The organism is Falsiroseomonas sp. CW058 (assembly GCF_050563535.1).
Taxonomy (GTDB): Bacteria; Pseudomonadota; Alphaproteobacteria; order Acetobacterales; family Acetobacteraceae; genus Falsiroseomonas.
The window spans coordinates 51,472-78,408 of sequence record NZ_JBNXUO010000003.1 but is presented as its reverse complement, the minus strand read 5'-3'; the positions used below and the strand labels follow the sequence as shown (position 1 = coordinate 78,408).

General features: G+C 69.2%; 24 protein-coding genes and 3 tRNA genes. All 27 read right to left on the bottom strand.

What is annotated here, in order from left to right:
- Window positions 1-32: 32 nt before the first annotated feature.
- The 27 genes from ACK8OX_RS03755 to ACK8OX_RS03625 all read right to left on the bottom strand — a co-directional run bounded on the left by ACK8OX_RS03755 (window position 33) and on the right by ACK8OX_RS03625 (window position 26,915).
- Window positions 33-1,670 carry a ribonuclease J gene (locus ACK8OX_RS03755; protein WP_430662586.1) on the bottom strand — a complete coding sequence of 546 codons (1,638 nt, stop codon included), beginning with the start codon at window positions 1,668-1,670 and terminating at the stop codon, window positions 33-35.
- A gap of 62 nt (window positions 1,671-1,732) precedes the next feature.
- Entirely contained in the window at window positions 1,733-2,548 is an 816-nt protein-coding gene (locus tag ACK8OX_RS03750) for a type III pantothenate kinase (protein WP_430662585.1), read from the bottom strand.
- Between the two features lie 6 nt (window positions 2,549-2,554).
- Complete coding sequence (locus ACK8OX_RS03745; protein WP_430662584.1) at window positions 2,555-3,277, bottom strand: biotin--[acetyl-CoA-carboxylase] ligase; 723 nt, start codon at window positions 3,275-3,277, stop codon at window positions 2,555-2,557.
- A gap of 8 nt (window positions 3,278-3,285) precedes the next feature.
- Window positions 3,286-4,704: an NADH-quinone oxidoreductase subunit NuoN gene (gene nuoN, locus ACK8OX_RS03740; RefSeq protein WP_430662583.1), complete on the bottom strand. Its 1,419-nt coding sequence runs from the start codon at window positions 4,702-4,704 to the stop codon at window positions 3,286-3,288.
- Window positions 4,705-4,709: 5 nt separating this feature from the next.
- A complete protein-coding gene (locus tag ACK8OX_RS03735) occupies window positions 4,710-6,221 on the bottom strand; it encodes an NADH-quinone oxidoreductase subunit M (protein ID WP_430662582.1) in 1,512 nt (503 codons plus the stop codon).
- Window positions 6,218-8,134 (bottom strand): NADH-quinone oxidoreductase subunit L, encoded by a 1,917-nt coding sequence (gene nuoL, locus ACK8OX_RS03730; RefSeq protein WP_430662581.1) that lies wholly within the window; start codon window positions 8,132-8,134, stop codon window positions 6,218-6,220. Before nuoL ends, ACK8OX_RS03735 begins: the two co-directional genes overlap by 4 nt.
- A 4-nt stretch (window positions 8,135-8,138) precedes the next feature.
- Window positions 8,139-8,450 carry an NADH-quinone oxidoreductase subunit NuoK gene (gene nuoK / locus ACK8OX_RS03725; protein WP_430662580.1) on the bottom strand — a complete coding sequence of 104 codons (312 nt, stop codon included), beginning with the start codon at window positions 8,448-8,450 and terminating at the stop codon, window positions 8,139-8,141.
- On the bottom strand, window positions 8,450-9,154 hold the full coding sequence (locus ACK8OX_RS03720) for an NADH-quinone oxidoreductase subunit J (protein ID WP_430662579.1): 705 nt from the start codon (window positions 9,152-9,154) through the stop codon (window positions 8,450-8,452). The genes nuoK and ACK8OX_RS03720 overlap by 1 nt, the downstream gene beginning before the upstream one ends.
- A 39-nt stretch (window positions 9,155-9,193) precedes the next feature.
- A complete protein-coding gene (gene nuoI, locus ACK8OX_RS03715; RefSeq protein WP_430662578.1) occupies window positions 9,194-9,682 on the bottom strand; it encodes an NADH-quinone oxidoreductase subunit NuoI in 489 nt (162 codons plus the stop codon).
- A gap of 16 nt (window positions 9,683-9,698) precedes the next feature.
- Window positions 9,699-10,715 (bottom strand): NADH-quinone oxidoreductase subunit NuoH, encoded by a 1,017-nt coding sequence (gene nuoH / locus ACK8OX_RS03710; protein WP_430662577.1) that lies wholly within the window; start codon window positions 10,713-10,715, stop codon window positions 9,699-9,701.
- 7 nt (window positions 10,716-10,722) lie between these two features.
- Window positions 10,723-12,780 carry an NADH-quinone oxidoreductase subunit NuoG gene (nuoG, locus tag ACK8OX_RS03705; RefSeq protein ID WP_430662576.1) on the bottom strand — a complete coding sequence of 686 codons (2,058 nt, stop codon included), beginning with the start codon at window positions 12,778-12,780 and terminating at the stop codon, window positions 10,723-10,725.
- Window positions 12,780-13,052 (bottom strand): pentapeptide repeat-containing protein, encoded by a 273-nt coding sequence (locus ACK8OX_RS03700; RefSeq protein WP_430662575.1) that lies wholly within the window; start codon window positions 13,050-13,052, stop codon window positions 12,780-12,782. The genes nuoG and ACK8OX_RS03700 overlap by 1 nt, the downstream gene beginning before the upstream one ends.
- A 5-nt stretch (window positions 13,053-13,057) precedes the next feature.
- Complete coding sequence (gene nuoF, locus ACK8OX_RS03695) at window positions 13,058-14,365, bottom strand: NADH-quinone oxidoreductase subunit NuoF (RefSeq protein WP_430662574.1); 1,308 nt, start codon at window positions 14,363-14,365, stop codon at window positions 13,058-13,060.
- Between the two features lie 4 nt (window positions 14,366-14,369).
- Window positions 14,370-15,026, bottom strand: coding sequence for a complex I 24 kDa subunit family protein (locus ACK8OX_RS03690; protein ID WP_430662803.1), 657 nt, complete (start codon window positions 15,024-15,026; stop codon window positions 14,370-14,372).
- A 23-nt stretch (window positions 15,027-15,049) separates the two neighbouring features.
- Complete coding sequence (locus tag ACK8OX_RS03685) at window positions 15,050-16,330, bottom strand: NADH-quinone oxidoreductase subunit D (RefSeq protein WP_430662573.1); 1,281 nt, start codon at window positions 16,328-16,330, stop codon at window positions 15,050-15,052.
- The gene (locus ACK8OX_RS03680) at window positions 16,327-16,983 is read right to left on the bottom strand and encodes an NADH-quinone oxidoreductase subunit C (RefSeq protein ID WP_430662572.1); all 657 of its coding nucleotides are present in this window, start codon (window positions 16,981-16,983) and stop codon (window positions 16,327-16,329) included. The genes ACK8OX_RS03685 and ACK8OX_RS03680 overlap by 4 nt, the downstream gene beginning before the upstream one ends.
- On the bottom strand, window positions 16,976-17,536 hold the full coding sequence (locus ACK8OX_RS03675) for a NuoB/complex I 20 kDa subunit family protein (protein WP_430662571.1): 561 nt from the start codon (window positions 17,534-17,536) through the stop codon (window positions 16,976-16,978). Before ACK8OX_RS03675 ends, ACK8OX_RS03680 begins: the two co-directional genes overlap by 8 nt.
- A 53-nt stretch (window positions 17,537-17,589) precedes the next feature.
- On the bottom strand, window positions 17,590-17,958 hold the full coding sequence (locus ACK8OX_RS03670; RefSeq protein WP_430662570.1) for an NADH-quinone oxidoreductase subunit A: 369 nt from the start codon (window positions 17,956-17,958) through the stop codon (window positions 17,590-17,592).
- 287 nt (window positions 17,959-18,245) lie between these two features.
- Window positions 18,246-18,322: transfer RNA gene (locus tag ACK8OX_RS03665), tRNA-Asp, on the bottom strand.
- Between the two features lie 188 nt (window positions 18,323-18,510).
- Window positions 18,511-18,582 (bottom strand) — tRNA-Val (locus ACK8OX_RS03660).
- A gap of 119 nt (window positions 18,583-18,701) precedes the next feature.
- Window positions 18,702-18,974, bottom strand: coding sequence for an HU family DNA-binding protein (locus tag ACK8OX_RS03655; RefSeq protein ID WP_430662569.1), 273 nt, complete (start codon window positions 18,972-18,974; stop codon window positions 18,702-18,704).
- A gap of 304 nt (window positions 18,975-19,278) precedes the next feature.
- A complete protein-coding gene (gene lon / locus ACK8OX_RS03650) occupies window positions 19,279-21,699 on the bottom strand; it encodes an endopeptidase La (RefSeq protein WP_430662568.1) in 2,421 nt (806 codons plus the stop codon).
- A 188-nt stretch (window positions 21,700-21,887) separates the two neighbouring features.
- Window positions 21,888-23,144, bottom strand: coding sequence for an ATP-dependent Clp protease ATP-binding subunit ClpX (gene clpX / locus ACK8OX_RS03645; RefSeq protein WP_430662567.1), 1,257 nt, complete (start codon window positions 23,142-23,144; stop codon window positions 21,888-21,890).
- A 199-nt stretch (window positions 23,145-23,343) separates the two neighbouring features.
- Window positions 23,344-23,988, bottom strand: a complete 645-nt coding sequence (gene clpP / locus ACK8OX_RS03640; RefSeq protein ID WP_430662566.1) for an ATP-dependent Clp endopeptidase proteolytic subunit ClpP — start codon at window positions 23,986-23,988, stop codon at window positions 23,344-23,346.
- A 287-nt stretch (window positions 23,989-24,275) separates the two neighbouring features.
- Window positions 24,276-25,616: a trigger factor gene (tig, locus tag ACK8OX_RS03635; protein ID WP_430662565.1), complete on the bottom strand. Its 1,341-nt coding sequence runs from the start codon at window positions 25,614-25,616 to the stop codon at window positions 24,276-24,278.
- 130 nt (window positions 25,617-25,746) lie between these two features.
- Window positions 25,747-25,827, bottom strand: a tRNA-Leu gene (locus tag ACK8OX_RS03630).
- Between the two features lie 11 nt (window positions 25,828-25,838).
- Window positions 25,839-26,915 carry a class I SAM-dependent methyltransferase gene (locus ACK8OX_RS03625; RefSeq protein WP_430662564.1) on the bottom strand — a complete coding sequence of 359 codons (1,077 nt, stop codon included), beginning with the start codon at window positions 26,913-26,915 and terminating at the stop codon, window positions 25,839-25,841.
- Window positions 26,916-26,937: the final 22 nt, after the last annotated feature.

The window sequence follows — 26,937 nt, the reverse complement described above, 5'->3', positions numbered from 1 at the left end:
CCCGGCCGCGGCCGCGCCCCCCGGCGCGGCGGTCAGACGCGCAGCAGGTGGACTTCCACCGTCGGCCGCTTGCGCAGCCGCCGGCCGAGCGCCCTGCGCACCGCGCTCCGCGCCGCTTCGCGCAGCGGGCCGTCCTCCCGCTTGGTCGGACCGGGAAGGTCGCCCACGGCGCGGGCGAGGTCGGCCGCGATCTGCGCCGATTCCTCCCCCGCCCCGTCGAACAGCCCCGGCGCCGCGATCTGCGGCTGGCCCAGCACCCGGCCGGACCCGTCCACGGCCAGCGAGGCGACGACGATGCCGTTGAACAGCATCTTCTTCCGCGCCGCCAGCACGTCGCCGTCCAGCGGCAGCAGCCGGTCGGCATCGACCGCGAGCCGCCCGACGGGCACCGCCTCCACGATGTCGGGCTTGCCGGGCGCCAGCCGCAGCACGTCCCCGTCCTCGATCACATAGGCGATGGCGCCGAGGCTCTCGGCGAGGTTCGCGTGCTCGTTCATGTGCCGCCATTCGCCATGCACGGGCACGGCGTATTTCGGCTTCACGAGCTGGTACAGGCGCTTCAGCTCGTCCCGCGCCGGATGGCCCGAGACATGGACCATGTGGTCGTCGGCCGTCATCACCTCGACGCCCGCGCGGCTGAGCTCGTCCTGCACGCGCAGGATCGCACGCTCGTTCCCCGGGATCATGCGGGAGGAGAAGATGACCGTGTCCCCTTCCCCGAGCGAGATGTGCGGGTGGGTGTCGGCCGCGATCTTCGCCATCGCGCTCCGCGCCTCGCCCTGGCTGCCGGTGCAGATGACGAGGAGCTTCGAGTCGGGCACGTCCTCCGCCTCCTCCTCCGAAAGGAAGGGGGGCGTGTCGGACAGGTAGCCGCATTCGCGGGCCGCGGCCTCGGCGTTGCGGAGGCTGCGGCCGAACAGCGCCACTTCCCGCCCCGCGGCGCGGGCGGCCTTGGCGATGCTCTCGACGCGGGCGAGGTTGGTCGCGAAGCAGGTGACGGCGATGCGTCCCTTCAGCCCCTTGATGAGGGCCGCGAGGTTGCGCCGCACCTCCGCCTCGCTGCCCGAATGGCCTTCGACCAGCGCGTTGGTGCTGTCGCAGACCATCGCCAGCACCCCTTCCTCGCCGAGTCGCGCGAAGGCGGCCTCGTCCGTCGGGGGTCCGATCAGTGGCTGGGGGTCCAGCTTCCAGTCGCCGGTGTGCAGCACGGTGCCGTATTTCGTGCGGATGGCCAGCGCCTGGGCTTCCGGCACGGAATGCGCCACGCGCAGGAATTCAAGGTCGTAGCCGCCCACCCGCCAGCGCCCGCCGGGGGGATGGGTGACGATCTCCACTTGGTTCAGGATGCCCGCTTCGCCCAGCTTGCGGCGCAGCACGGCCGACACGAAGGGGGAGGCATGGATCGGGCAGCGCAACTGCGGCCAGAGATGGGCGACGGCGCCCACATGGTCCTCATGCGCATGGGTGATCACCAGGGCCGAGAGGCGGTCGCGCCGGGCAACCAGCCAGGCCGGGTCCGGCACCATCACATCCACTTCCGGATGCTCGGGGCCCCCGAAGCCGAGGCCGCAATCCACCGCCAGCAATTCCCCATCGCAACGGTAGACGTTGAGGTTGAGTCCGATCTCCCCCGTCCCGCCGAGCGGGATGAAGGCCAGGTCTCCGGTCATTCTTCTTCCAGTTCCATACAGTCGACAGGCAGGTCCAGCGATCAGCGGCCGCGCGATCCTGCCTAGACCTCGTCGCGGCGCAGCGTTCTCGTGAAGATGGGGGCTGGATTGCGCGACGCCAACAGGCGCAGCCCATCCAGCGTCGTGTCCTGGTCGGTCGTTTCGATGATGGTGGTGCCCTCGGCGAAGAGCGGGGCGAGGCCGCCGGTCGCGATCACCTTCAGGTGGCCGCCCGCCTCCCCTTCCTGCTCGGCGCGGATGCGCCCGACGATGCCCTCGATCAGGCCGACATAGCCCCAGTAGATGCCGGACTGCATGGCCGCCACCGTGTTCCGCCCGACCACCGCCTGGGGGCGGCCGATGCCGATGCGGGGCAGGCGCGCGGCCGCGCGGTGCAGCGCCTCGATCGAGAGGTTGATGCCCGGCGCGATGACCCCGCCCAGATAGGCGCCGTCCTTCGCGACCACGTCGAAGGTGGTCGCGGTGCCGAAATCGATCACCACCAGCGGCCCCTGGTAGCGGTGATGGGCCGCGAGCGCGTTCAGCAGGCGGTCGGCGCCGACCTCGTGCGGCGCCTCCACCCGTATGGCGAAGCCCCAGTCCAGATGCGCCCGCGCGATCAGCGGCTCGCAGGAGAACCATTCGCGGCAGAGCCGGCGGAGGTTGTACAGCGCCGCCGGCACCACCGTGCCGATGACGCAGCGGTCGATGTCGCCGACCTTCAGCCCCGAATGCTGCAGCAGCGTCAGCAGCCACACCGCATATTCGTCGCTGGTCCGTTCGGCATCCGTGCGGATCCGCCACCGGCCGCGCCATTCCGCGCCGTCATGCACGGCGAAGACGACATTGGTGTTCCCCGCATCGACCGCGAGCAGCATGGCCCTTCAACGTCCTCCCGTCTCGCCGGTGGCGAAGGGCCGCGGCCCGCTGCCGTCATCCAGCAGCAGGCTGCCATCCTCCGCCAGGCCGGCATAGGCACCCGCGGCGGACCGCGCCCCCCAGCGCAGCGTCAGCGGCGCGCCCCGGTCCGGGCCGCGGCGCATCCAGGCTTCGCGTATGGCCGCGAACGGCGCCATGCGCCAGAGGTCGACGGCGCGCAGCACCGCCGCCGCGGCTGCTTCCGGCGAGACGGCTTGCGGGCCGAGGCTGGCGACCGCCCTGCCCTCGACCTCCGGCGCGGTGCGGAGGTTGGCGCCGAAGCCGATCACCACCCAGTCGATCCGCCCCGTCGCGTCGGGGGCGATGTCGGTCAGCATCCCCGCAAGCTTCCCCTGCCCCAGCAGCAGGTCGTTCGGCCATTTCAGGCGGATCGCCGCCGGGTCGGGCAGAAAGGTGCCGAGCGCCTCGGCCAGCGCGACGCCGGCCAGCAGCCCCCATTGCGCGGCGGCCCGCATCGGGCCGCCCGGGCGCAGCAGGACGGAGAGATGGAGATTGCCCGCCGGGCTTTCCCAGCCGCGGGCTTCGCGCCCCCGGCCCGCGGTCTGCCGGTGCGCCAGCACCGCCAGCCCCTCGGGCTCTCCCGCCGCCGCCAGGCGCAAGACCAGGTCCTGCGTCGAAGGCAGCGCGGGCTCGACCCGCAGCCGCCATCCCGGCGGGACGGACGGCATCCGCCGCGTCAGCCCGCCAGGGCCGCCACCGCGACCTGTGCCGCGGCGATCAGCGGCGCCGGGAACAGGAAGAAGAACAGCGTCAGCAGGCCGGAGGCGGCCATCACCACCGTCAGGCTCGCCGGCCGCGCATCCAGCGCGCCCGCCGACGCGTCGAAATACATGACCTTCACGATCCGCAGGTAGTAGTAGCTGGCCACCACGCTGGTCAGGATGCCGATCACCGCCAGTGTCCAGAAGCCCGCCTGCACGGCTGCGAGGAAGACGTAGAGCTTGCCGAAGAAGCCGGCGAGCGGCGGGATGCCCGCCATCGAGAACATGAAGACCGCCATCCACAGCGCCATGCCAGGGTCGGTGCGGCCGAGCCCGGCGAGGTCCTCGATCCCCTCCACCGCGCGGCCGCCGCGGCGCATCGCGACCAGCACCGCGAAGGTGCCGAGGTTCATCACGACGTAAATCGCCATGTAGACCAGCACGCCGCGGTAGCCCGTGTCGTTCACGACGGCCAGGCCCATGAGCGCGTAGCCGACATGGCCGATCGAGGAATAGGCCATCAGGCGCTTGATGTTGGTCTGCCCGATGGCAGCGAAGCCGCCGAGGATCATGGAGCCGGCCGAGACGAGCCAGATCACCTGGCCCCACTGCGCAGAGAGGTCGCCGAATGGCCCGGTCAGCACGCGCATCAGCAGCGCGATGGCGGCCATCTTCGGCGCGGTGGCGAAGAAGGCCGTCACCGGCGTCGGCGCGCCCTCGTACACGTCGGGCGTCCACATGTGGAAGGGCACGGCGGAGACCTTGAAGGCGAGCCCGGCCATCACGAAGACCAGCCCCACCACCAGCCCGGTGCCGACCGTCCCGCCCGAGAGCGCATCCGCCAGCCGGTCGAAGTTGGTGGTGCCGGCGAAGCCGTAGACCAGCGACGCGCCGTAGAGCAGCAGGCCCGAGGCGAGCGCGCCCAGCACGAAATACTTCAGCCCCGCCTCGGCGCTGCGCGGGTTGTCGCGGTCGAAGGCGGCGATGACGTAGAGCGAGAGCGAGAGGAGCTCGAGCCCCATGTAGAGCGTCATCAGGTCGTTGGCCGAGACCATGACCATCATGCCGAGCGTCGCGAACAGCACGAGCACCGGGAATTCGAACCGGCCGATGCCTGCGCGCTCGTTGAAGTCGAGCGCGAGGGTGAGGCCGAGTGCGGCGCCGGCCAGGATCAGCAGCTTGGCGAAGCGCGCGAAGGCGTCGGACACGTACTGGCCGAGGAAGGCCGTGCCCTCCGCCTGGCCGAGCACCAGTGCTGCGGTCAGCACCAGCGCGCCGATCACCGCCATGGAGACGGGGAAGAAGGTCTCCTTCCTCGGGATGACGCCGCCGAGCAGGATGGCCAGCCCGGCGCAGCCCAGCACGATCTCCGGCAGGGCGAGGGTCCAGTTCATCGGCGTCACATCCCCGCCAGGCGCGCGGCGCCGAGCGCGGCTTCGTGCCGCGCCACCATCGCCGAGACCGTGGCCTCGAAGAAGTTCAGGAAGGAGGAGGGATAGATGCCCATCCACAGCGTCAGCAGGATCAGCGGCGCGAAGACGGCATACTCGCGCGGGCTGAGGTCGAGCAGCGCGCGCAGGTCGTCGCGCGTGATCTTCCCGAAGGCGACGCGGCGGTAGAGGTACAGCATGTAGGCCGCGCCGAGGATCATGCCCATCGCCGCGCCGAGTGCGACCCAGGGGTTCACCTTGAAGGCGCCGACGATCACCAGCAGCTCGCCCGGGAAGCCCGCCGTGCCGGGCAGCGCGACGGAGGCCATGGTGAACAGCATCAGGACCAGCGCATAGGCCGGCATGATCTTCGCGACCCCGCCGTAGCGCAGGATCTCCCGCGAGTGGACGCGGTCGTAGAGCACGCCGACGCAGAGGAACAGCGCGCCCGACACGATGCCGTGCGACAGCATGGTGAACAGCGCGCCCGAGATGCCCTGCTGCGTGAAGGTGAAGATGCCGAGCGTGACGATGCCCATATGGGCGACCGACGAATAGGCGATCAGCTTCTTCATGTCCTCCTGCGCCAGCGCGACGAGGGAGGTGTAGACGACCGCGATGACCGACAGCGCGAAGATCAGCGGCGCGAAGTCGGCCGAGGCCTGCGGCAGCATGGGCACGCTGAAGCGCAGGAAGCCGTAGGCCCCCATCTTCAGCAGCACGCCAGCCAGGATGACCGACCCCGCAGTCGGCGCCTCCACATGCGCGTCCGGCAGCCAGGTGTGCACCGGCCACATCGGCACCTTCACCGCGAAGGAGACGAGGAAGGCGAGGAACAGCCAGAACTGCATCCGCGGCGGGAAATCGGTGTCGAGCAGCGTCGGGATGTCGGTGGTGGCGGCGTGGTACCAGACCGCCAGGATGGCCAGCAGCATCAGCAGGCTGCCCGCCAGCGTGTAGAGGAAGAACTTGAACGCGGCATAGACCCGCCGTCCGCCGCCCCAGACGCCGATGATGAGGAACATCGGGATCAGCACGGCTTCGAAGAAGATGTAGAACAGCACGAAATCCAGCGCGCAGAACATGCCGACCATCATGCTTTCCAGCACGAGGAAGGCGACCATGTATTCGCGCACGCGGGTCTGCACGCTTTCCCAGGACGCCAGGATGCAGATCGGCGTCAGAAGGGTCGAGAGCAGGACGAACAGCACCGAGATGCCGTCCACGCCCATGTGGTAGCCCACTCCGTATTCGGGCAGCCATTCCGCACGCTCGACGAACTGGAACTCGGCCGAGGCACCGTCGAAGCGCACCCAGAGCACGAGCGAGATCGCCAGCGTGATGAGGCTGGTCCAGAGCGCCGCCCAACGGGCATTGGAAGCCACCGTGGCGTCGTCGCCGCGGATCGACATGATGATCGCCGCCCCCGCCAGCGGCAGGAAGGTGACGAGGGAGAGGACCGGGAAGCCGGCGGCGTTCATCGGGGCACCCCGAACAGCATGAGACTGACGAAAAGGACGAGGCCGATGATCATCGCGAAGGCGTAGTTGGCCACGCGCCCGGTCTGGATGCGGCCGGCGCCGCGCGCCGCCTGCACGACCGCGCCGGCGGCGCCGTTCGGCACGCCGTCGATGATCCGCGCGTCGCCCGTCTTCCACAGCACGCGCGCGAGCGCGCGGGCCGGGCGGACGAAGACCGCGTCATACAGCTCGTCGAAATACCACTTGTTCAGCAGGAACAGGTAGACGCCGCGGAAGGACGCAGCGAGCCGCGCGGGGATGCCCGGCGCGAACATGTAGAACACGTAGGCGAGCAGGATGCCCGCGACGCCCGCGACCGTCGGCGCAAGCGGAACCCAGGCCGGCACCTCATGCGCGTGGTGCAGGACGTGGTTGTGCTCGGCGTTGTGGATCGAGCCGTTCCAGAACAGCTCCTGCTCATGCCCGACGAAGAACGGGTAGAAGATGTAGCCCGCCAGCACGGCGCCGACCGACAGGACCAGCAACGGCACCAGCATCACCCAGGGGCTCTCGTGCACATGCTCCATCACGTGGTGGTCGGCGCGCGGCGCGCCGTGGAAGGTGAGGATCAGCAGGCGCCAGGAATAGAAGGCGGTCAGGAAGGCCGCCAGCAGGCCCATGGCGAAGGCATACATGCCGACCCCGCTATGCGCCGCATAGGCCACTTCCAGCACCATGTCCTTCGAGTAGTAGCCCGCGAAGAAGGGCACGCCCGCCAGCGCCAGGCTGCCGATCCACATCACCGCGTAGGTGACCGGGATCTTCGTCCAGATCCCGCCCATCCTGCGGATGTCCTGCTCGTCCGACATCGCGTGGATCACGCTGCCCGCGCCGAGGAACAGCAGCGCCTTGAAGAAGGCATGCGTGAACAGGTGGAACATGGCCGCCTGGTACACGCCCACGCCGGCCGCGAAGAACATGTAGCCGAGCTGCGAGCAGGTGGAATAGGCGATGATCCGCTTGATGTCGTTCTGCACGCAGCCGATCGTCGCCGCGAAGATCGCGGTCGAGGCGCCGACGACGGTGACGACCGCCAGCGCGGTCGGCGCGTATTCCATCAGCGGCGACATGCGCGCCATCAGGAACACGCCCGCCGTCACCATCGTCGCGGCATGGATCAGCGCGGAGACGGGCGTCGGCCCCTCCATCGCGTCCGGCAGCCAGGTGTGGAGGCCGAGCTGCGCCGACTTGCCGCAGGCGCCGAGGAACAGCAGCACGCCGATGACCTCGAGCGCGGGGAGGCCCAGGAACCGCACCCGGCTCGCCGCCTCCACCCCCGCGAAGATCGTCTCGAACTCGACCGACTGGAAGGTCCAGAAGGTCAGCGCCATGCCGAGCATGAAGAACACGTCGCCGACGCGGTTGACGATGAAGGCCTTCATCGCCGCGCGGTTCGCGCTGTCCTTCTCGTACCAGTAGCCGATCAGCAGGTAGCTCGCGAGGCCGACGCCTTCCCAGCCGAAGAACAGTTGCACCAGGTTGTCCGCCGTCACCAGCATGAGCATCATGAAGGTGAACAGCGACAGATAGGCGAAGAAGCGCGGGATCGTCGCGTCATGCGACATGTAGCCGACGCTGTACATGTGGATCAGCGTCGAGATGAAAGTGACCATCGCGACCATCACGACGCTCAGCGTGTCGTAGCGGAGCGCCCAGCTCACCTCGAAGCCGCCCACGTCGATGAAGGTCAGGATGGGCACGACGCCCGGCGCATGGCCGAGCGCGACTTCGGCGAAGGCGCCGATGCCGCAGGCCGCGGCCAGCGCCATGCAGGCCACGGTCACCCACTGCGAGGCCCGGTCGCCGAGCCAGCGGCCCAGGAACCCCGCCAGGCAGGCGCCCAGCAGGGGAAAGAAGACGGCGCCGACATACATCAGCTCAGCCCTTCAGGGTGGACACGTCTTCCACCTCGATCGTGCCGCGGTTGCGGAAGTAGATGACCAGGATGGCGAGGCCGATGGCGGCTTCCGCCGCCGCGACGGTCAGGATCAGCATGGCGAAGACCTGGCCCGTCAGGTCGCCGAGCCGCGCCGAGAAGGCGACGAGGTTCAGGTTCACCGACAGCAGGATCAGCTCGACCGACATCAGGATGACGATGACGTTCTTCCGGTTCAGGAAGATGCCGAGGATGCCGAGCGTGAACAGGATTGCGCCCACCACCAGGTAGTGCGCGAGGCCGACGGCCATCATCAGTGGTGCCCCCCGTGGCCGGCCCCGTGGCCGGCATGGTGTTCCACCTGCTTCGGCTTCGCCCCGGGCAGCGCCTCGGCCGGCGGGCGCTCGATCCCGATCTGGCCGAGCCCTGCGCCGAGCGGAACCTTGCGGAGGTTGACGCTGCCGGCGCGGGCCACCTGCCTCGCGATGTCCTGCCGGCGCGTCGTCGCTTTGCCGCGCAGCGTCAGCACGATGGCGCCGATCATCGCGACCAGCAGGATCAGGCCGGCCAGCTGGAACAGCAGGATGTGGTCCGTGTAGACGATCCGGCCCAGCGCGCGCGTGTTGTCGACGCCGGCTGGCGCGGGATTGAGCCGCAGCCCCGCCGCATCGTCGGCGAAGCTCCAGGTTGCGAAGACCAGCACCAGTTCCAGCAGCAGCACCGCGCCGACCGCGGCACCGACCGGCGCATAGCGCTGGAAGCCCTGCCGCAGCGCCGCGAAGTCGATGTCGAGCATCATCACGACGAACAGGAACAGCACCGCGACCGCGCCCACATAGACGATGACCAGGATCATCGCCAGGAACTCGGCCCCCGCGATGAGGAACAGGGCGGCGGCGTTGAAGAAGCAGAGGATCAGGAACAGCACGCTGTGGACGGGGTTGCGGCTGGTCACGACCATGGCCGCGCTGCCGATCAGCACGGCTGCGAACAGGTAAAAGGCGGCTGCGGCGATCATGGCGCCCCCCGCTGCTTGGTCTGGCTCATCGGGTCCGTCTCAGCGATAGGGGGCGTCGAGTTCGAGGCGCTTGGCCAGCACCGCTTCCCAGCGGTCGCCGTTATCGAGGAGGCGCTCCTTCTGGTAGATCAGCTCCTCCCGCGTCTCGGTCGCGAATTCGAGGTTCGGCCCCTCGACGATGGCGTCCACCGGGCAGGCCTCCTCGCACATGCCGCAGTAGATGCACTTCGTCATGTCGATGTCGTAGCGCGTGGTGCGGCGGCTGCCGTCCTCGCGCGGTTCGGCCTCGATGGTGATGGCCTGGGCGGGGCAGATCGCCTCGCACAGCTTGCAGGCGATGCACCGCTCCTCCCCGTTCGGGTAGCGGCGCAACCCGTGTTCCCCCTTGAAGCGGGGGCTCAGCGGCGCCTTCTCGTGCGGGTAGCTGATGGTCGCCTTGGGCTTGAAGACGTAGCTCAGCGTCAGCGCCATGCCCGAGACGATCTCGGCCAGGAGGAAGCTGCGCGCGAAGCGGTCGAGGGTGGCCATGTGGTGCTCCTTCCCGTCAAGCCGCGCCGGGCAGCCAGCCGAACAGCTTCAGCGCCGCGGCGGTCAGCACGAGCCAGACGAGGGTGAACGGCAGGAAGACCTTCCAGCCCAGCCGCATCAGCTGGTCGTAGCGATAGCGCGGGAAGGTGGCGCGCACCCAGACGAAGACGAACAGGCAGAAGCAGATCTTGAAGATGAACCAAAGCGGCCCGGGGATCCAGGTGAAGGGCTCCATCATGATCGGCGGATACCAGCCGCCGAGGAACAGGATGGTGATGAGTGCGCTCATCAGGATCATGTTCGCGTATTCGCCGAGGAAGAACAGCGCGAAGGACATCGAGCTGTATTCGACGAAGAAGCCCGCCACCAGCTCGCTCTCGCCCTCCGGCAGGTCGAAGGGGGCGCGATTGGTCTCGGCAAGCGCGCTGATGAACATGATGACGAACATCGGGAAGAGCGGGACGATGAACCACATGCCCGCCTGCGCGCGCACGATCTCCGTCAGGTTCAGCGAGCCGACGCAGAGCAGCACGGTGACGATGACGAAGCCCATCGAGACCTCGTAGCTCACCATCTGCGCCGCGCTGCGCAGCGCGCCGAGGAAGGCATATTTCGAGTTCGAGGCCCAGCCCGCGATGATGATCCCGTAGACGCCGAGCGAGCTGATCGCGAACAGGTAGAGGATGCCGACATTGATGTCGGCGATGGCCCAGCCGTCATTCACCGGGATGACCGCCCAGGCGAGCATCGCCAGCATGAAGGTGATCATCGGCGCCATGATGAACAGCACGCGGCTGGCCCCGGCGGGGATGATCGTCTCCTTCATCAGCATCTTCAGCGCATCCGCGAAGGGCTGCAGGAGGCCGAAGGGGCCGACCACGTTCGGCCCCTTCCGCAGCTGCATCGCGGCCAGGATCTTGCGCTCCGCCCAGGTGAGGTAGGCGACCCCCAGCAGCAGCGGCACGAGCAGCGCCATCGCCTGCGCGACAGTCAGCGCCAGGTGCCCGACGGGGGTGGCGAGGAAGGCGTCCATCGTCAGCTCACTCCGCCGCCTGAAGGGCGGGCACTTCGCCGTAGATGCGCGCGCATTCCGCCATCACGTCGGATGCGCGCGCGATCGCGTCGGCCAGGTGGTACTGCGCGATCGGCAGCGCGAAGGGCGCGTCCGACAGCGCTGAGGCGTCGCCCGCCGGCCCGGTCGCGTCGCCGCAGCCGGCGCGGGCGAAGGGTTCGCCCAGTTGCGGCGCATGCGCCACCATCGCGGCGCGAAGCTGCGGCAGGTCGTCGAAGGGAAGGCGGATGCCGAGCCCCTCGCCCGCCGCGCGGATGATGCGCCAGTCCTCGCGCGCGTCGCCGGGCGCGTGCACCGCAAGCCAGGCGCGCTGGGCCCGGCCCTCGGTGTTCACGTAGGTCGCATCCTTCTCGGTGTAGGCGGCGCCGGGCAGGATCACGTCCGCCCGCGCCGCCGCGCGGTCGCCGTGGTGGCCCTGGTAGATCACGAAGGTGGAAGCCGGGATCGCGGAGGTGTCGAAGCCGTCCGCGCCGAGCAGCCACAGCGCGTCCACGCCGCCGGCCAGCATGCCGCCAAGGTCCCTGCCCCCCTGCCCCGGCAGGAAGCCGAGTTCGAGCGCGCCGACCTGGCCGCCGAAATGGTGCAGCATGTTGAAACCGTGCCAGTCCGGCCGCAGCGCATCCGCCTGCCGCGCAATCTCCCACGCCGCGGCCAGCACGGCCGCGCCGTCGGGCCGCGCGATCGCGCCGCGGCCGAGGATGACCATCGGCTTCGTCGCCTCACGCAGCACGCGCGCGAAATGGTGCGTGCCCTCCATCAGCGTGCGCAGCGCCGCCGGTCCCTCGCCGATATGCTGGTGCGGGTAGGTCAGGTCCACGCCCGCCGGGCCGATGCGCCCGATTGGGAAACGGCCCAGCGTCCAGCGCCTGCGGATGCGCGCGTTGATGACAGGAGCCTCGGTCCGCGGGTTGCTGCCGATGACCAGCAGCGCATCCGCCTCGTCGATGCCGGCGATGGTGGAGTTGAACAGGAAGAAGTCTCGCTTGCTGCCGTCGATCGCGGCGCCATCCTGGCGGCAGTCGAGATTCGGCGAGCCGAGCGCGCCCATGAGAGACTTCAGCGCGAAGACGCTCTCGGCATCCACCAGGTCACCGGCCACCGCGCCGATGCGGTCCCCGCGCAGGCCGCGCAGCTTCGCCGCGATGGCGCGGAAGGCCTCGGGCCAGCTTGCGGCCTTCAGCTTGCCGTCGACGCGCAGCCAGGGCCGGTCCAGCCGCCGGCGCTTCAGCCCGTCGAAGGAGAAGCGGCCGCGGTCGGCCATCCACTCCTCGTTCACGTCGTCATTGATGCGGGGCAGGATGCGCAGCACCTCCGGCCCGCGGTTGTCGACGCGGATGTTGGTGCCCGTCGCGTCCTGCACGTCGATGCTGTCGGTCTTCCGCAGCTCCCACGGGCGGGAGACATAGGCGTAGGGCCGGCTGGTCAGCGCGCCGACGGGGCAGATGTCGATGAGGTTGCCGCTGAGTTCGCTCGTCAGCGCCTTCTCGACATAGGTGCCGATCTCCATCGCCTCGCCGCGGCCGGTCGCGCCCATCTCCGGCACGCCCGCCACCTCGGCCGCGAAGCGGACGCAGCGCGTGCACTGGATGCAGCGGTTCATCACCGTCTTGATCAGCGGCCCGACATACTTGTCCTTCACCGCGCGCTTGGGCTCCGCGTAGCGGCTGTGGTCGTGGCCGTAGGCGACCGCCTGGTCCTGCAGGTCGCATTCCCCGCCCTGGTCGCAGATCGGGCAGTCGAGCGGGTGGTTGATGAGCAGGAATTCCATCACGCCGCGGCGCGCGTTGCGAACCAGCGGGCTGTCGGTCTTCACCGCCATGCCGTCCGCCACCGGATAGGCGCAGGAGGCGACGGGCTTCGGCGCCTTCTCCACCTCCACCAGGCACATCCGGCAGTTGCCGGCGACCGACAGGCGCTCATGGTAGCAGAAGCGCGGGATCTCCTTCCCCGCGGCCTCGCAGGCCTGCAGCACCGTCGCGCCGTTCGGGACCTCGACCTCGATCCCGTCGACCGTGACCTTCGCCATCACGCCACCTTCCTGTAGGCCGCGAGCAGCGCCTCGACGGCGATGCCGTCGATCGTCATGCCCACCAGGCCCGAACCCGTGATCGCCACGCCGCTGAGGTCGCAGGCGCGGAATGCCGCGCCGGCCAGCGTGGCCCCTTCGAACACCGCGCCGCCGAGGTTGCTGCCCTCGATGCGGCTTCCGGTCAGCGTCGTGCCCCTGATCGTGCTGCCGGCCGCGTTGCAGCCCGCGATCACGATGGGGCCCGCCCTGCCGGTGATCTCCGTGACCATCCCCGTCACTCCGCCGCCAGCGGCACGGCGCGCGGCGCGCGCGCGGCCTTGTAGGCGGCGATGCGCTGTTCCATCACCGGGCGGAAATGGCGGATGAGCCCCTGCACGGGCCAGACGCCGCCATCGGCCAGCGCGCAGATCGTGTGCCCCTCGATGCGGCGCGTCACCTCCTCCAGCAGGTCGATCTCCTCGACCTCCGCGCGGCCTTCCACCATGCGCTCCATCATGCGGCTGACCCAGCCCATGCCTTCCCGGCAGGGCGTGCACTGACCGCAGCTCTCATGCTTGTAGAACTTCGACAGGCGCGCGATCGCGCGGACGATGTCGGTGGACTTGTCCATCACGATGACGCCCGCGGTGCCGAGGCCCGTCTTGTGCTCCCTCAGCGCATCGAAATCCATCAGCACGTCGTCGCAGACGCTCTTCGGGATGAGCGGGGTGGAGGACCCGCCGGGGATGACGCAGAGCAGGTTGTCCCATCCGCCGCGCACGCCGCCCGCATGGCGCTCGATCAGCTCGCGCAGCGGGATCGACATCTCCTCCTCCACGTTGCACGGCTTGTTCACGTGCCCCTGGATGCAGAAGATCTTCGTGCCCGAGTTCTTCGGCCGCCCGAAGCCCGCGAACCAGGCCGCGCCGCGCCGCAGGATGGTCGGCACCACCGCGATCGTCTCGACGTTGTTCACCGTGGTCGGGCAGCCATAGAGCCCGACGGCGGCCGGGAATGGCGGCTTCAGCCGCGGCATGCCCTTCTTGCCCTCCAGGCTCTCGATCAGCGCCGTTTCCTCGCCGCAGATATAGGCGCCTGCGCCGCGATGGACGTAGAGGTCGAAGTCCCAACCCGAGCCCGCGGCGTTGCGGCCGAGCAGGCCGGCGTCATACGCCTCCTCGATCGCCGCTTCGAGCACGCGGCTCTCGTTGTAGTACTCGCCGCGGATGTAGATGTACCCGGCATGCGCGCCCATCGCGAAGCCCGCGATCAGGCAGCCCTCGATCAGGGTCTGCGGATCGTGGCGGATGATGTCGCGGTCCTTGCAGGTGCCGGGCTCGGACTCGTCGGCGTTCACCACCAGGTAGTGCGGCCGCTCGCTCGCCTGCTTCGGCATGAAGGACCACTTCATGCCGGTCGGGAAGCCCGCGCCGCCGCGGCCGCGCAGGCCCGAGGCCTTCATCTCCTCGATGATCGCGTCGCGCCCGCGCGCGAGGATCGCGCCCGTGCCGTCCCACGCGCCGCGCCGCTGCGCGGCCGCGAGCCGCCAGTCATGCACGCCGTAGAGGTTGGTGAAGATGCGGTCCTTGTCGGAAAGCGCCATGGCCCTATTCCCCCGCCACGCCGGTCAGCGTCAGCGGCCCGCCTTCCGGCGCGCTGGTCTGGCGCCCGGTGGTGGAGCCGGGCTGCGGCCGTTCGCCGCGCCGCAGCGCCTCGATCAGCGCGACCGTGCGGTCGTAGTCGAGATCCTCGTAGTAGTCGTCGTCCACCTGCAGCACCGGCGCGTTCACGCAGGCGCCGAGGCACTCGACCTCGGTCAGGGTGAACATGCCGTCGGCGCTGGTCTGGCCCACCTTCACCTGCGCCGCGTCGTGGCAGGCGCGCAGCACCTCGTCCGACCCGCGCAGCATGCAGGGCGTGGTGCCGCAGAGCTGCAGGTGGACCCGCCCGATCGGGCGGGTGTTGAACATGAAGTAGAAAGTCGCGACCTCGTAGACGCGGATCGGCGGCATCGACAGTCGCCCCGCGATCACGTCCATCGCCACCTTCGGCACCCAGGCGCTGCCGGTCTGCCGCCCCATCTGCTTCTGCGCGACATAGAGCAACGGGATCACCGCGCTGGCCTGCTTCCCGGCCGGGTACCGCGCGACGATCCGTTCGATCTGCGCCTCGCTCTCCGCGTCGAAGGCGAAATGCGCGGGCTGTTCCGGATGCTGCTGGTCGGCCGCATGCGTGGCGCCCCAGCCGCCACCCGGCGACTGCACGCCGTCGTCCCGTGCGTCCCCGCTCACCGGTCGATCTCCCCGAAGACGATATCGAGGCTGCCGATGATGGCGACCGCGTCCGCCAGCATGTGCCCCTTGGACAGCACCTCCATCGCCTGGAGATGCGCGAAGCCCGGCGCGCGGATCTTGGCGCGGTACGGGCGGTTGGTGCCGTCGGCCACGAGGTAGAGGCCGAATTCGCCCTTCGGCGCCTCGGTCACCGTGTAGGTGGCGCCGGCCGGCACGTGGTAGCCCTCGGTGTAGAGCTTGAAGTGGTGGATCAGGCTTTCCATCGACCGCTTCATCGCCCCGCGGGTCGGCGGCACGATCTTGTTGTCCGCGATCTTCACGGGGCCGGGGCGGATGGCGGCCAGGCACTGCTCGATCATGCGCAGGCTCTGCCGCATCTCCTGCATGCGCACCAAGTAGCGGTCGTAGCAGTCGCCATGCACGCCGACGGGGATGTCGAAGTCCAGCCGGTCGTACATCTCGTAGGGCTGCGACTTCCGCAGGTCCCACGCGCAGCCCGAGGCGCGCAGGCAGGGCCCGCTGAAGCCCCAGGCCATCGCCTGTTCGGCCGTCATGACGCCGATGTCGACGGTGCGCTGCTTGAAGATCCGGTTCTGCGTCAGCAGCCCTTCGAGGTCGTCGAGGAATTTCGGGAACTGCCGGCACCAGGCGCCGATCCGGTCCTCGAGCCCCGCCGGCAGGTCACGGGAGACGCCGCCGGCGCGGAAGTAGTTGACGTGGTAGTGGCTGCCGCCTGCCTGCTCGTAGAATTCCAGCAGGTATTCGCGCTGCTCGAACCCCCAGAGGGAGGGCGTGATGGCGCCGACGTCGAGAGCGTAGGTCGTGATGTTGAGCAGGTGGTTCAGGATGCGCGTGATCTCGGCGAACATCGTCCGGATCCAGCGCGCGCGCTCCGGGATGTCACGCTCGATGCCGAGCAGCTTCTCCACAGCGAGCACGTAGCTGTGCTCCATGCACATGGGAGAGACGTAGTCGAGGCGGTCCATGTAGGGCATCGCCTGGAGATACGTCTTGTGCTCCATCAGCTTCTCGGTGCCGCGGTGCAGCAGGCCGATATGCGGGTCGGCACGTTCCACCACCTCGCCCTTCATCTCGAGGATGAGGCGCAGCACGCCGTGCGCCGCAGGGTGCTGCGGGCCGAAGTTGATGGTGTGCGAATCGAGTTCCAACACGCGCCTCGCCACGGTCTCGCCGGTGGCGGAGGCGAAGGCTGCGGGGTCGGAGGCGGCCGCGAGCGGGCCGGCCTCGGACGCCATGGACGAACTGCCGCTCATCGCGGGCTCCCGGGGGATTGCTCGATCTGTCCGCGCTCGGCGCGGGTGAGGTGCACCTTCTCGTCGCCGGGCAGCGTGGTCATGCCTTCCCAGGGCGAGAGGAAGTCGAAGTTGCGGAAGTCCTGCGTGAGCGACACGGGTTCGTAGACCACCTGCTTCCGCGTCTCGTCGTAGCGGACCTCGACATGGCCGGTCAGCGGGAAGTCCTTGCGCAGTGGATGGCCTTCGAAGCCGTAGTCGGTCAGCAGGCGCCGCAGGTCGGACTGGCCCTCGAACAGGATGCCGTACATGTCCCAGGCCTCGCGCTCGTACCAGGTGGCGTTCGGCCAGATGCCGGACAGCGTCGGCACCGGCGTCGCGGCATCGGTGCGGACGACGACGCGGATGCGGCGGTTATGCGACAGGCTCAGCAGGTTGTAGACCACGTCGAAACGCTGCGGGCGTTCGGGCCAGTCCACGCCGCAGATGTCCATGCACTGCTCGTAGCCATAGGCGTCGCGCAGCAGCAGCATCAGCGGCGGCAGCATCTCGCGCCGGGCATGGAGGACGAGCTCCTGCCCGCGCTCGACCACGGCATCCTCGATGGCGGGGCCGGCGGCCTGCGCGATCTCGGCGCCGAGCTCGGCCAGGGGGTTCGGGGGCGCGTCAGCCACGGAGGATGGTTCCCGTCCTGCGGATCTTCTTCTGCAGCTGCAGGATGCCGTAGACCAGCGCCTCCGCCGTGGGCGGGCAGCCGGGCACATAGACATCCACGGGCACGATGCGGTCGCAGCCCCGCACCACCGAATAGCTGTAGTGGTAGTAGCCGCCACCGTTGGCGCAGCTGCCCATGCTGATGACCCAGCGCGGCTCGCTCATCTGGTCGTAGACCTTGCGCAGCGCGGGGGCCATCTTGTTGGTCAGCGTGCCCGCCACGATCATCACGTCCGACTGCCGCGGGCTGCCGCGCGGGATGATGCCGAAGCGATCGAGGTCGTAGCGCGCCATGTAGGCGTGGATCATCGGCACCGCGCAGCAGGCCAGCCCGAAGGTCATCGGCCACAGGCTGCCCGTGCGGGCCCAGTTCACCACCTTGTCGAGGTTGGCGACGACGAAGCCCTTCTCCTCGACCTCGCCGGTGATGCCCTTGATCACCGCGTCCTGCGCCGGTCCGGGAGGCAGGGCCTCCCGGTTCCACGCGATGGATTCGCTGTTCGTACCGCTCATTCCGTTCTCCGGGCGCTCATCGCGCCGCGTCTGCCAGGACGCGCTGCCGCGCGTCATTCCCAGTCCAGCGCGCCCTTCCGCCACTCATAGACGAAGCCGACGGTCAGCACGCCGAGGAAGCCCATCATCGACATGAAGCCCAGCCACCCGATCTCGCCGAGCGCGATGGCCCAGGGGAACAGGAATGCGACTTCCAGGTCGAAGATGATGAAAAGGATGGCGACCAGGTAGAATCGCACATCGAAGCGCCGCCGCGTGTCGTCGAACGGCTCGAAGCCGCATTCATAGGCCGACAGCTTCTCGGGGTTCGGCTTCTGCCGCGCGGCGAGCAGCGCACCGCCCACCATCGCGCTTGCGATGCCGGCCGCGATCCCGAGGAAGACCAGGATCGGGAAATACTCTGCCAGCAGCGGCTGGGTCATGATGCCTCGGCTGTCCTTCACCTTGCGTAGGCCGGGGGGTTCTTGCGTCCCGTCCGGCCGCCATGCTGCGCCAATGAGGGGCGCCCCGCGTTGTTCCCGCAGGTCCCCGTCCATGCCGCACCGCAGCGTGGCCGGACATTAGCCCCCTCGCGCGCGGTCCGCCATAGGGGCGGCGCACCTCGAATCAAGGGAGATCGGAACCGGGGAACAGATGCGCCCGCGGGCCCGGAACGTCCAGGCCACGGCGGCGCATCGGTATAGAACGAATTAGGGGAAAGACTGTCGCGTGGCGCGAGTGACGGGGCTCGAACCCGCGACCTCCGGCGTGACAGGCCGGCGCTCTAACCAACTGAGCTACACCCGCCCGCGACAGTGGGCGGGTGATACGGGCGGGCGGCGGAGGTGTCAAGCGGAGGGGGCGGAGGATTGCGCGGCAGGATGAAGATCGCTGTGGATGAACATCCGGGAGGTCGGTGCAACGCGAAGGTCGGCCTGCATGGCGCGGCACGGGGCCGCCACCATGCGCCGGTCCAGAAGGAGGGATGGCGGGAATGGGCGCTGACGGATTCGAACCGCCGGCATCCTGTGTGTAAGACAGGCGCTCTACCGCTGAGCTAAGCGCCCCGCCCGGGCACCTGCCCTACGGCGTCCGCCGCGCGGCGCCAAGCCCCGGCGGGGCCTGGAATCGAAAAGGGCCGGCCCTTGCGGGCCGGCCCCTTCCACAGTCCCGGACGGGACGAAGCTCAGTTCACGGAGTCCTTCAGGCCCTTGCCAGCCTTGAAGCGGACGGTCGTGGTCGCAGGGATCTTGATCTCCTCGCCCGTGCGCGGATTGCGGCCCTTGCCGGCCTTGCGACGCGAGGTGGAGAAGGTGCCGAAGCCGACGAGGCGGACCTCCTGCTTCTTCTTCAGCGACTTGGTGATCGCCTCGAACACGGCGTCGAGCACGTCGCCGGCCTTCGCCTTCGGAAGGTCGCCCGCTTCGGCGACAACGGCGACCAGATCCTGCTTGTTCATGTGGACCCCCCTTCAGGTCTCGGCGCCGCGTGTCCCGCTGCGCGCATGCTGCATGTGAGACGCGGCGGCACTGAAGACGAATCGCCGTCGCATCGGGACGCACACTAGGAGCGCGCTTCCGCACACGTCAACGTCAGCACGGCCGCTTCCTGGCGGATAACCGCCATTTCCGAAGGGGTTGCGGCAGAAACCCCACGGCCGCCGCCGCGTCGCGGCCGCTGCTGCGCGGAAAGCCTTGAAAAGAAAGGGGGCGCCCGACCCTAGGTCAGGGCGCCCCCGGTAGCGAACGCGGATGCGCGGCCGGTCAGTGCGGACGGACGGCTGCCCCATCCCCCGCCGCGCCGGTCGCCGCGGCGGGCGGCGCCTCGGGCGGTTCCTCCCAGACGATGGGTTCCGGCGCGCGGGCCAGCGCCTTGCCGATCACCTCGTCCACATGGCTGACGGGGATGATGGTCAGCCCCTTCTTCACGTTGTCCGGGATCTCGGCCAGGTCCTTCTCATTGTCCTTCGGGATGAACACCGTGGTGGTGCCGCTCCGCAGCGCCGCCAGCAGCTTCTCCTTCAGGCCGCCGATCGGCAGCACGCGCCCGCGCAGCGTGATCTCGCCCGTCATCGCGACATCCTTGCGCACCGGGATGCCGGTGAGCACGGAGACGATGCTGGTCGCCATCGCGATGCCCGCGGAAGGCCCGTCCTTCGGCGTCGCCCCTTCCGGGACGTGGACGTGGATGTCCCGCTTCTCGAACAGCGTGGGCTTCAGGCCGAACTGCGGCGCGCGGGACCGGACGTAGCTCATCGCCGCGCTCACGCTTTCCTGCATGACGTCGCCGAGCTTGCCGGTGGTCTTGGTGTTGCCCTTGCCGGGCACCACCACGCTCTCGATCGTCAGGATCTCGCCGCCCACCTCGGTCCAGGCAAGGCCGGTGACGACCCCCACCATGTCCTCGGACTCCGCCTCGCCGAAGCGGAATTTCCGGACGCCGGCGAACTTGTCCAGGTTCTTCACCGTCACCTGGATCTTCTTCGCCTTCTTCGAGACGATCTCCTTCACCGCCTTGCGGGCGATGCCGGCAAGCTCCCGCTCGAGGTTGCGCACCCCGGCCTCGCGCGTGTGGTAGCGCACCAGGTCGCGCAGCGCGTCCTCGCTGATCGTCCACTCGCCCGTCTTGATGCCGTTGGCCTCGCTGACCTTCGGGATCAGGTGCCGCTTGGCGATCTCCACCTTCTCATCCTCGGTGTAGCCGGGGATGCGGATGATCTCCATGCGGTCGAGCAGCGGCTGCGGCATGCGGAGGCTGTTCGCTGTCGTCACGAACATCACGTCCGACAGGTCGTAGTCCACTTCGAGGTAGTGGTCGTTGAAGGTCCCGTTCTGCTCCGGGTCCAGCACCTCCAGCAGCGCCGAGGACGGGTCGCCGCGCCAGTCGGCGCCGAGCTTGTCGATCTCGTCGAGGAGGAACAGCGGGTTGGAGGATTTCGCCTTCTTCATCCCCTGCACGACCTTGCCCGGCATGGAGCCGATATAGGTCCGCCGGTGGCCGCGCACCTCCGCCTCGTCCCGCACGCCGCCGAGCGACATGCGCACGAAGTTCCGCCCCGTCGCCTTCGCGATGGACTTGCCGAGCGAGGTCTTGCCCACGCCGGGGGGGCCGACCAGGCACAGGATCGGGCCGCGGATCTTCGAGCTGCGGCTTTGCACCGCCAGGTATTCGAGGATGCGTTCCTTGATCTTCTCGAGCCCGTAGTGGTCGGCGTCGAGGACCTTCTCCGCCGCGACCACGTCGTTGCGGATCTTGGTCTTCTTCTTCCAGGGGATCGACAGCATCCAGTCGAGGTAGTTGCGCACCACCGTCGCCTCGGCGCTCATCGGCGACATGGTCTTGAGCTTCTTCAGCTCGCCCAGTGCCTTCTCGCGCGCTTCCTTGCTGAACTTCGTCGCCTTGATCTTGGCCTCGAGCTCGGCGGTCTCGTCCTTGCCGTCCTCGCCCTCGCCCAGCTCCTTCTGGATGGCCTTCAGCTGCTCGTTCAGGTAGTACTCGCGCTGCGTCTTCTCCATCTGCCGCTTCACGCGGTTGCGGATGCGCTTCTCGACCTGCAGGACGCCGATCTCGGATTCCATGTGCGCGAAGACGCGCTCGAGCCGCGCGCCGACGCCCGGGGTCTCCAGCAGTTCCTGCTTCTCGCCGATCTTCAGGTTGAGGTGGGCCGCCACCGTGTCGGCCAGCTTCGACGGGTCGTCGATCTGGTTGACCGAGACCAGCACCTCGGGTGCGATCTTCTTGTTCAGCTTGATGTACTGCTCGAACTGGGCGACGACCGTGCGGGCCAGCGCCTCCAGCTCGCGCGTCTCGGGCGCGTCCTCGTCGAGGGGGCCGGAGAAGGCCTCGAAATACGGGTCGGTGCCCTTGTAGGCGGCGATCCTCGACCGCTTGCCGCCTTCGACCAGCACCTTCACCGTGCCGTCCGGCAGCTTCAGCAGCTGCAGCACGGTCGAGACGGTGCCGACCATGTACATGTCGTCGATGCCGGGGTCGTCCTGCTGCGCGTTCTTCTGCGCGACCAGCAGGATCTGCTTGTCGTCGCGCATGACCGCTTCCAGCGCGCGCACGGATTTCTCGCGCCCGACGAACAGCGGCACGATCATGTGTGGGAAGACGACGATGTCACGCAGCGGCAGCACCGGGAGGAGCTCGCCGCGGACCGGTTCGGTGGGATTGGCCGCCATTAGGACCTCGCTGAGGACGATCGGCCCGGGGCCGCCCCCGGGATGGCCCTTGTGAGGCTCCCGGTTGTCGGCACGGCCCCGGCGCCACGGGGATGACGTTCAGATGGCCCCCCCGCCGCCCCGGCGCAAGCACGGCCGGGGCGCATGGCCGCCCGGCGCGGGGCGGTGGGGAGGGACCTTGAAACCACTCAGCCCGCGGACTGCTCCGCCGGCCTTTCGCCGTAGATGAAAAGGGGGCTGGCGCGGCCTTCCGCAACCTCGCGGTTGACCACCACCTCCTCCACATCCTCCAGCCCCGGCAGGTCGAACATCGTGCCGAGCAGGATGCTCTCCATGATGGAGCGCAGGCCGCGCGCGCCGGTCTTGCGCTGGATGGCGCGGGTGGCGACCGACTTCATCGCATCCTCGGTGAAGGTGAGCTTGGCCCCCTCCATCTCGAACAGGCGCTGGTACTGCTTGACCAGGGCGTTCTTGGGCTTGGTCAGGATCTCGATCAGCGCCTTCTCGTCGAGGTCCTCGAGGGTGGCGACCACCGGCAGGCGCCCGATGAATTCGGGGATGAGGCCGAACTTCAGCAGGTCCTCGGGCTCCACCTCGCGCAGGATGGCGCCGGTGCGGCGCTCGTCGGGACCGCGCACCTCGGAGCCGAAGCCGATGCCCGAGCCCTTGCCGCGGGCTGCGATGATCTTCTCGAGGCCCGCGAAGGCGCCGCCGCAGATGAACAGGATGTTGGTCGTGTCCACCTGCAGGAATTCCTGCTGAGGGTGCTTGCGCCCGCCTTGCGGCGGCACGGAGGCGACGGTGCCCTCCATGATCTTCAGCAGGGCCTGCTGCACGCCCTCCCCGCTCACGTCGCGGGTGATGGAGGGGTTGTCGGACTTGCGGCTGATCTTGTCGACCTCGTCGATGTAGACGATGCCGCGCTGCGCCCGTTCCACGTTGTAGTCGGCCGATTGCAGCAGCTTCAGGATGATGTTCTCGACATCCTCGCCGACATAGCCCGCTTCGGTCAGCGTCGTCGCGTCGGCCATGGTGAAGGGCACGTCGAGGATGCGGGCGAGGGTCTGGGCAAGCAGCGTCTTGCCCGACCCGGTCGGCCCGACGAGCATGATGTTGCTCTTCGCGATCTCGACCTCGCCGGACTTCCCGCCATGGGCGAGCCGCTTGTAGTGGTTGTGCACCGCCACCGACAGAACGCGCTTCGCGTGGTCCTGGCCGATGACGTAGTCGTCGAGGACCTTGCAGATCTCGCGCGGCGTCGGCACGCCGTCGCGGGACTTCACGAGGTGCGTCTTGTGCTCCTCGCGGATAATGTCCATGCACAGCTCGACGCATTCGTCGCAGATGAACACGGTCGGCCCGGCGATGAGCTTCCGGACCTCGTGCTGCGACTTGCCGCAGAACGAGCAATACAAGGTGTTCTTCGAGTCGCCGGACTTGCTCATGCGTGCTCCAGAGGCCAGACCCCGCCTGCGGGGAGGGTGGCGGCGCAGGGCGCCCGCCCCCCGGCAGGAAGGTCGGCCACAGCTGACTGTAGCCCCCGCGCAACGCGGGGGAAAGCGGAACCGCCACATGGCCCGCCCCTGCAACAGCCCGTGAAGCGGTGCTGGCGCATGGGCGTGCCGGGGGCGGCCGTGGCCGGGCTCAGGCCTTCACCGCCTCGACGGGCGGCAGGGGGCGCTGTTCCACGACCTGGTCGACGATGCCGAAATCCCGGGCTTCCTCGGCCGACATGTAGGTGTCGCGCTCGAGCTTGTTCTGGATTTCCTCGATGGGCTGACCCGTGTGGCGCACATAGATCTGGTTCAGCCGCTCCCGCGTTTTCAGGATCTCGCGCGCCTGGATCTCGATGTCCGTCGCCTGGCCCTGGGCGCCGCCCGAGGGCTGGTGGACCATGATCCGGCTGTTCGGCAGGGCGAAGCGCTTGTCCTTCGCACCGGCGCACAGCAGCAGGCTGCCCATCGACGCCGCCATGCCCATGCAGACCGTGCTGACCGGCGAACGGATATACTGCATCGTGTCGTAGATCGCGAGGCCGGCGGTGACCACGCCGCCCGGGCTGTTGATGTAGAAGGCGATGTCCTTGTTCGGATTTTCGCTTTCCAGGAACAGCAGCTGCGCGCAGAGCAGGCTCGCCACCTGGTCGTACACCGCCCCGGTCAGGAAGATGATCCGTTCCTTCAGCAGGCGTGAATAGATGTCGAAGGCACGCTCGCCCCGCGCGGTCTGCTCGATGACCATGGGGACGAGGGTGTTGTTGTAGATCTCGACCGGATCGCGGTCACGCATGGTGGTCCCTTTCATGCCCTGCCCGGGGGCGGGCGGCAGCCAGGGGCAGGCCCTGTCGGGCTCCGCCCCGAAGGCGAGTCTGACGCATCCACCTTAATGTGGGGAAACCAGCGGAAAGAGCAAATCCCCCTCCCCCATGGGTCGGTAGACCGGCCGCGCTGCTGGATGGAAGTCGTATTTTGTATGCGATTCGCCGGGGCACAATGGCCCGGCACCGCGGCAGCCAAGCCGCCAGGCCACCCCTCCCCCGCGGCAGCCGCGGAAGGAGGGGGGGGCGGGCCGCCGGCTCAGCCGGCGGCCGAGGCCGCGAGGTCCTTCGGGGTGACCGGCGTCTCGGTCACCTTGGCCAGTTCCAGGACGAAGTCGACGACCTTCTCCTCGAAGATCGGCGCGCGCAGGTTCTCGACCGCCTGGGGGTTCTTGCGGAAGAAGTCGAGGACCTGCTTCTCCTGCCCGGGGTAGCGCCCGGCCTCGGCGCGCATCGCGCCGCCGAGTTCCTCGTTCGAGACCTGGATGTTGTTCGTCCGCCCGATCTCGGACAGCAGCAGGCCAAGGCGGATGCGACGTTCCGCAATGGCGCGGTACTCGCCCTTCAGCGTCGCCTCGTCCTTGCCCTGGTCGTCGGCGTCCAGACGGCCGGCCTTCATGTCGGCCTCGACCCGCTGCCAGATCTGGCCGAACTCGCCTTCCACCATGCCTTCCGGCACCTGGAACTGCGCGCGTTCCGCCAAGGCGTCCAGCAGCGCGCGCTTCGCCTTCATCCGCGCGAGGCCGTCATATTCCCGCTGCAGGTTCTCACCCACGCGGGCGCGCAGCGCGGCGAGGTCGTCCATGCCGAGCTTCTTCGCGAACTCCTCGTCGATCGCGGGCAGCACCTTGGTCTTCAGCGCCTTGGCCGTGATGGCGAAGACCGCCGCCTTGCCCGCCAGCTCGGCCGAGCCGTATTCGGCGGGGAAGGACACCTCGATGTCCTTCTTCTCGCCCGGCGACATGCCCTCGAGCTGCTCGGTGAAGCCGGGGATGAAGCCGTCGCCGGCTACCTCGATCGGCATGTCGCTCGCCGTCCCGCCCTGGAAGGGCTCGGCGAGGGTGCCATCCTCGTTCTTCAGCCGCCCTTCGAAGTCGCAGACCAGCACGTCGCCCTTCACGGCGGGCCGTGCCTCGGCCACGTCCTCGGTGCTGGCCAGACGGGTCGCCATGGTGGCGAGGAACTCGTCGATCTCGGCCTCGCCCGGCGTCGCCTTCTCGCGCACCAGCTCGATCGAGGCGAAGTCCGGCATCGGGATCTCGGGCAGCAGCTCGAGATCGAGCTTGTATTCGAGGTCGGCGCCGTCGCTGTAGTTCACCAGCTCGATCTTCGGCTGCATGGCGGGGCGCAGGCCGCGGTCGGTGATGACCTGCTGCGTCGCCTCCTGCACGGACTGCTCCAGCACCTCGCCCTGCACGGCGGCGCCGTAGCGCTGCTTCACCACGGCGGCGGGCACCTTGCCGGGGCGGAAGCCGGGCAGGCGCAGGTCGGCGCCCAGTTCCTTGAGGCGCTTGTCCCGGCGCGCCGCCAGGCTCGCGGCCGGCACCACGACCTGGAACGCCCTCTTCAGCCCCTCGGCGGGCAGCTCGGTGACCTGCATTGTCCGTATCCGTGTCCTGATGGGGCGCCGGCGGCGCCGAACGCATGAAGCGGGCTCCGTTACCGCCCGGACGGCGCGGGGGCAATGGGGATCGCCGAAAACAGCGCCCATCGCCCCGGAGGGGGCATCATGCGGGCGGAGGGACTTGAACCCCCATGGCTTGCGCCACTGGAACCTAAATCCAGCGTGTCTACCGTTCCACCACGCCCGCGCGCCCGATCCCTAGCCCGGCTTCCGCAGCACGAAAAGCTGCGATTTCAGCGCCGAGGGTGCGGGCACCGGCAGGTGGCTGTCCTCGCGCACCTCCAGCACGCGCAGCCCGGCCGCCGCGGCGAGGGCGAAGACCTCACCCTGGGGAATCAGGTGCAGCTCCGGCGCGGCGGGCTGGCGGCCGGCCAGGTGGGAGGCGGTCGAGAAGCGGTAGCCGGGATACCAGGTCGGCACCTGGAACACCGCCACCCCGCCCGGGGCGAGGCCGGCGAAGGCGAGTTCGAGGATGCGGCGGATCAGCGGCGGCGGATTCCATTGCAAGGTCCGGCGGCTGTACCAGAGGTCGTAGCCCTCGGCCGGCATCGGCTCGCCCGGCCGCGCGCGCAGCCAGCGCAGATGCACCAGCCCCCTTCCCTGCGTCTCCTGCCGGGCCAGCGCCAGGTGGTGGGAGGAGACGTCCATCCCGGTGATCTCCGGGAAGTGCTGCGCCAGCCAGGGCGTCACCCGCCCGGTCCCGCAGCCATGCTCCAGCAGGCGCGGCACCGCCTCCGGCGCGATCCCGTGGCGGGCGAGCGTGGCGACCAGCGCCGCCGCATCCGCCGCCCCGCTCGCCTGGAAGCGCCGCCGGTTGGCGGGGAAGCGGTCGGGGCGGAAGTCGTCCTCGGGCATCACCGACCACTGCGGCGCATCCTCGCCCAGCGCGGCCCAGACCCGCATCTGCCAGAGCATCAGCCGCTCCAGCTCCTCCGGCCCGGCGACCAGATCCGCCTCCGGCGGCGGGCCGGAATCCAGCGCGGGGCTGCCGCGGAACTCCTCCGAGGCGAGGAACCTCTCCCGCAGCGCGCCCACCGTCACCGGCTCCGCCAGGTGGTGGGCCAGCATCGAATCGTCCTCGGGGTCGCGGCCGAGGATGAAGCGGTAGCAGGCCCGCACCTCCTCCGCCCCCGCGGGGCGGTCCAGCCAGGGCGGCGCCGGCATGGCCGCGGCCGGGCTCCCCGCGCGGCGCGCCGCGGCCGCCGCCCGGCGGGCCGCCACCTCGGCCCGCGCATCGCGCCGCGCCGCGCCGGGCGCCTGTTCCCCGCCCCTCATGCCCCATCCACCTCGCGCATCG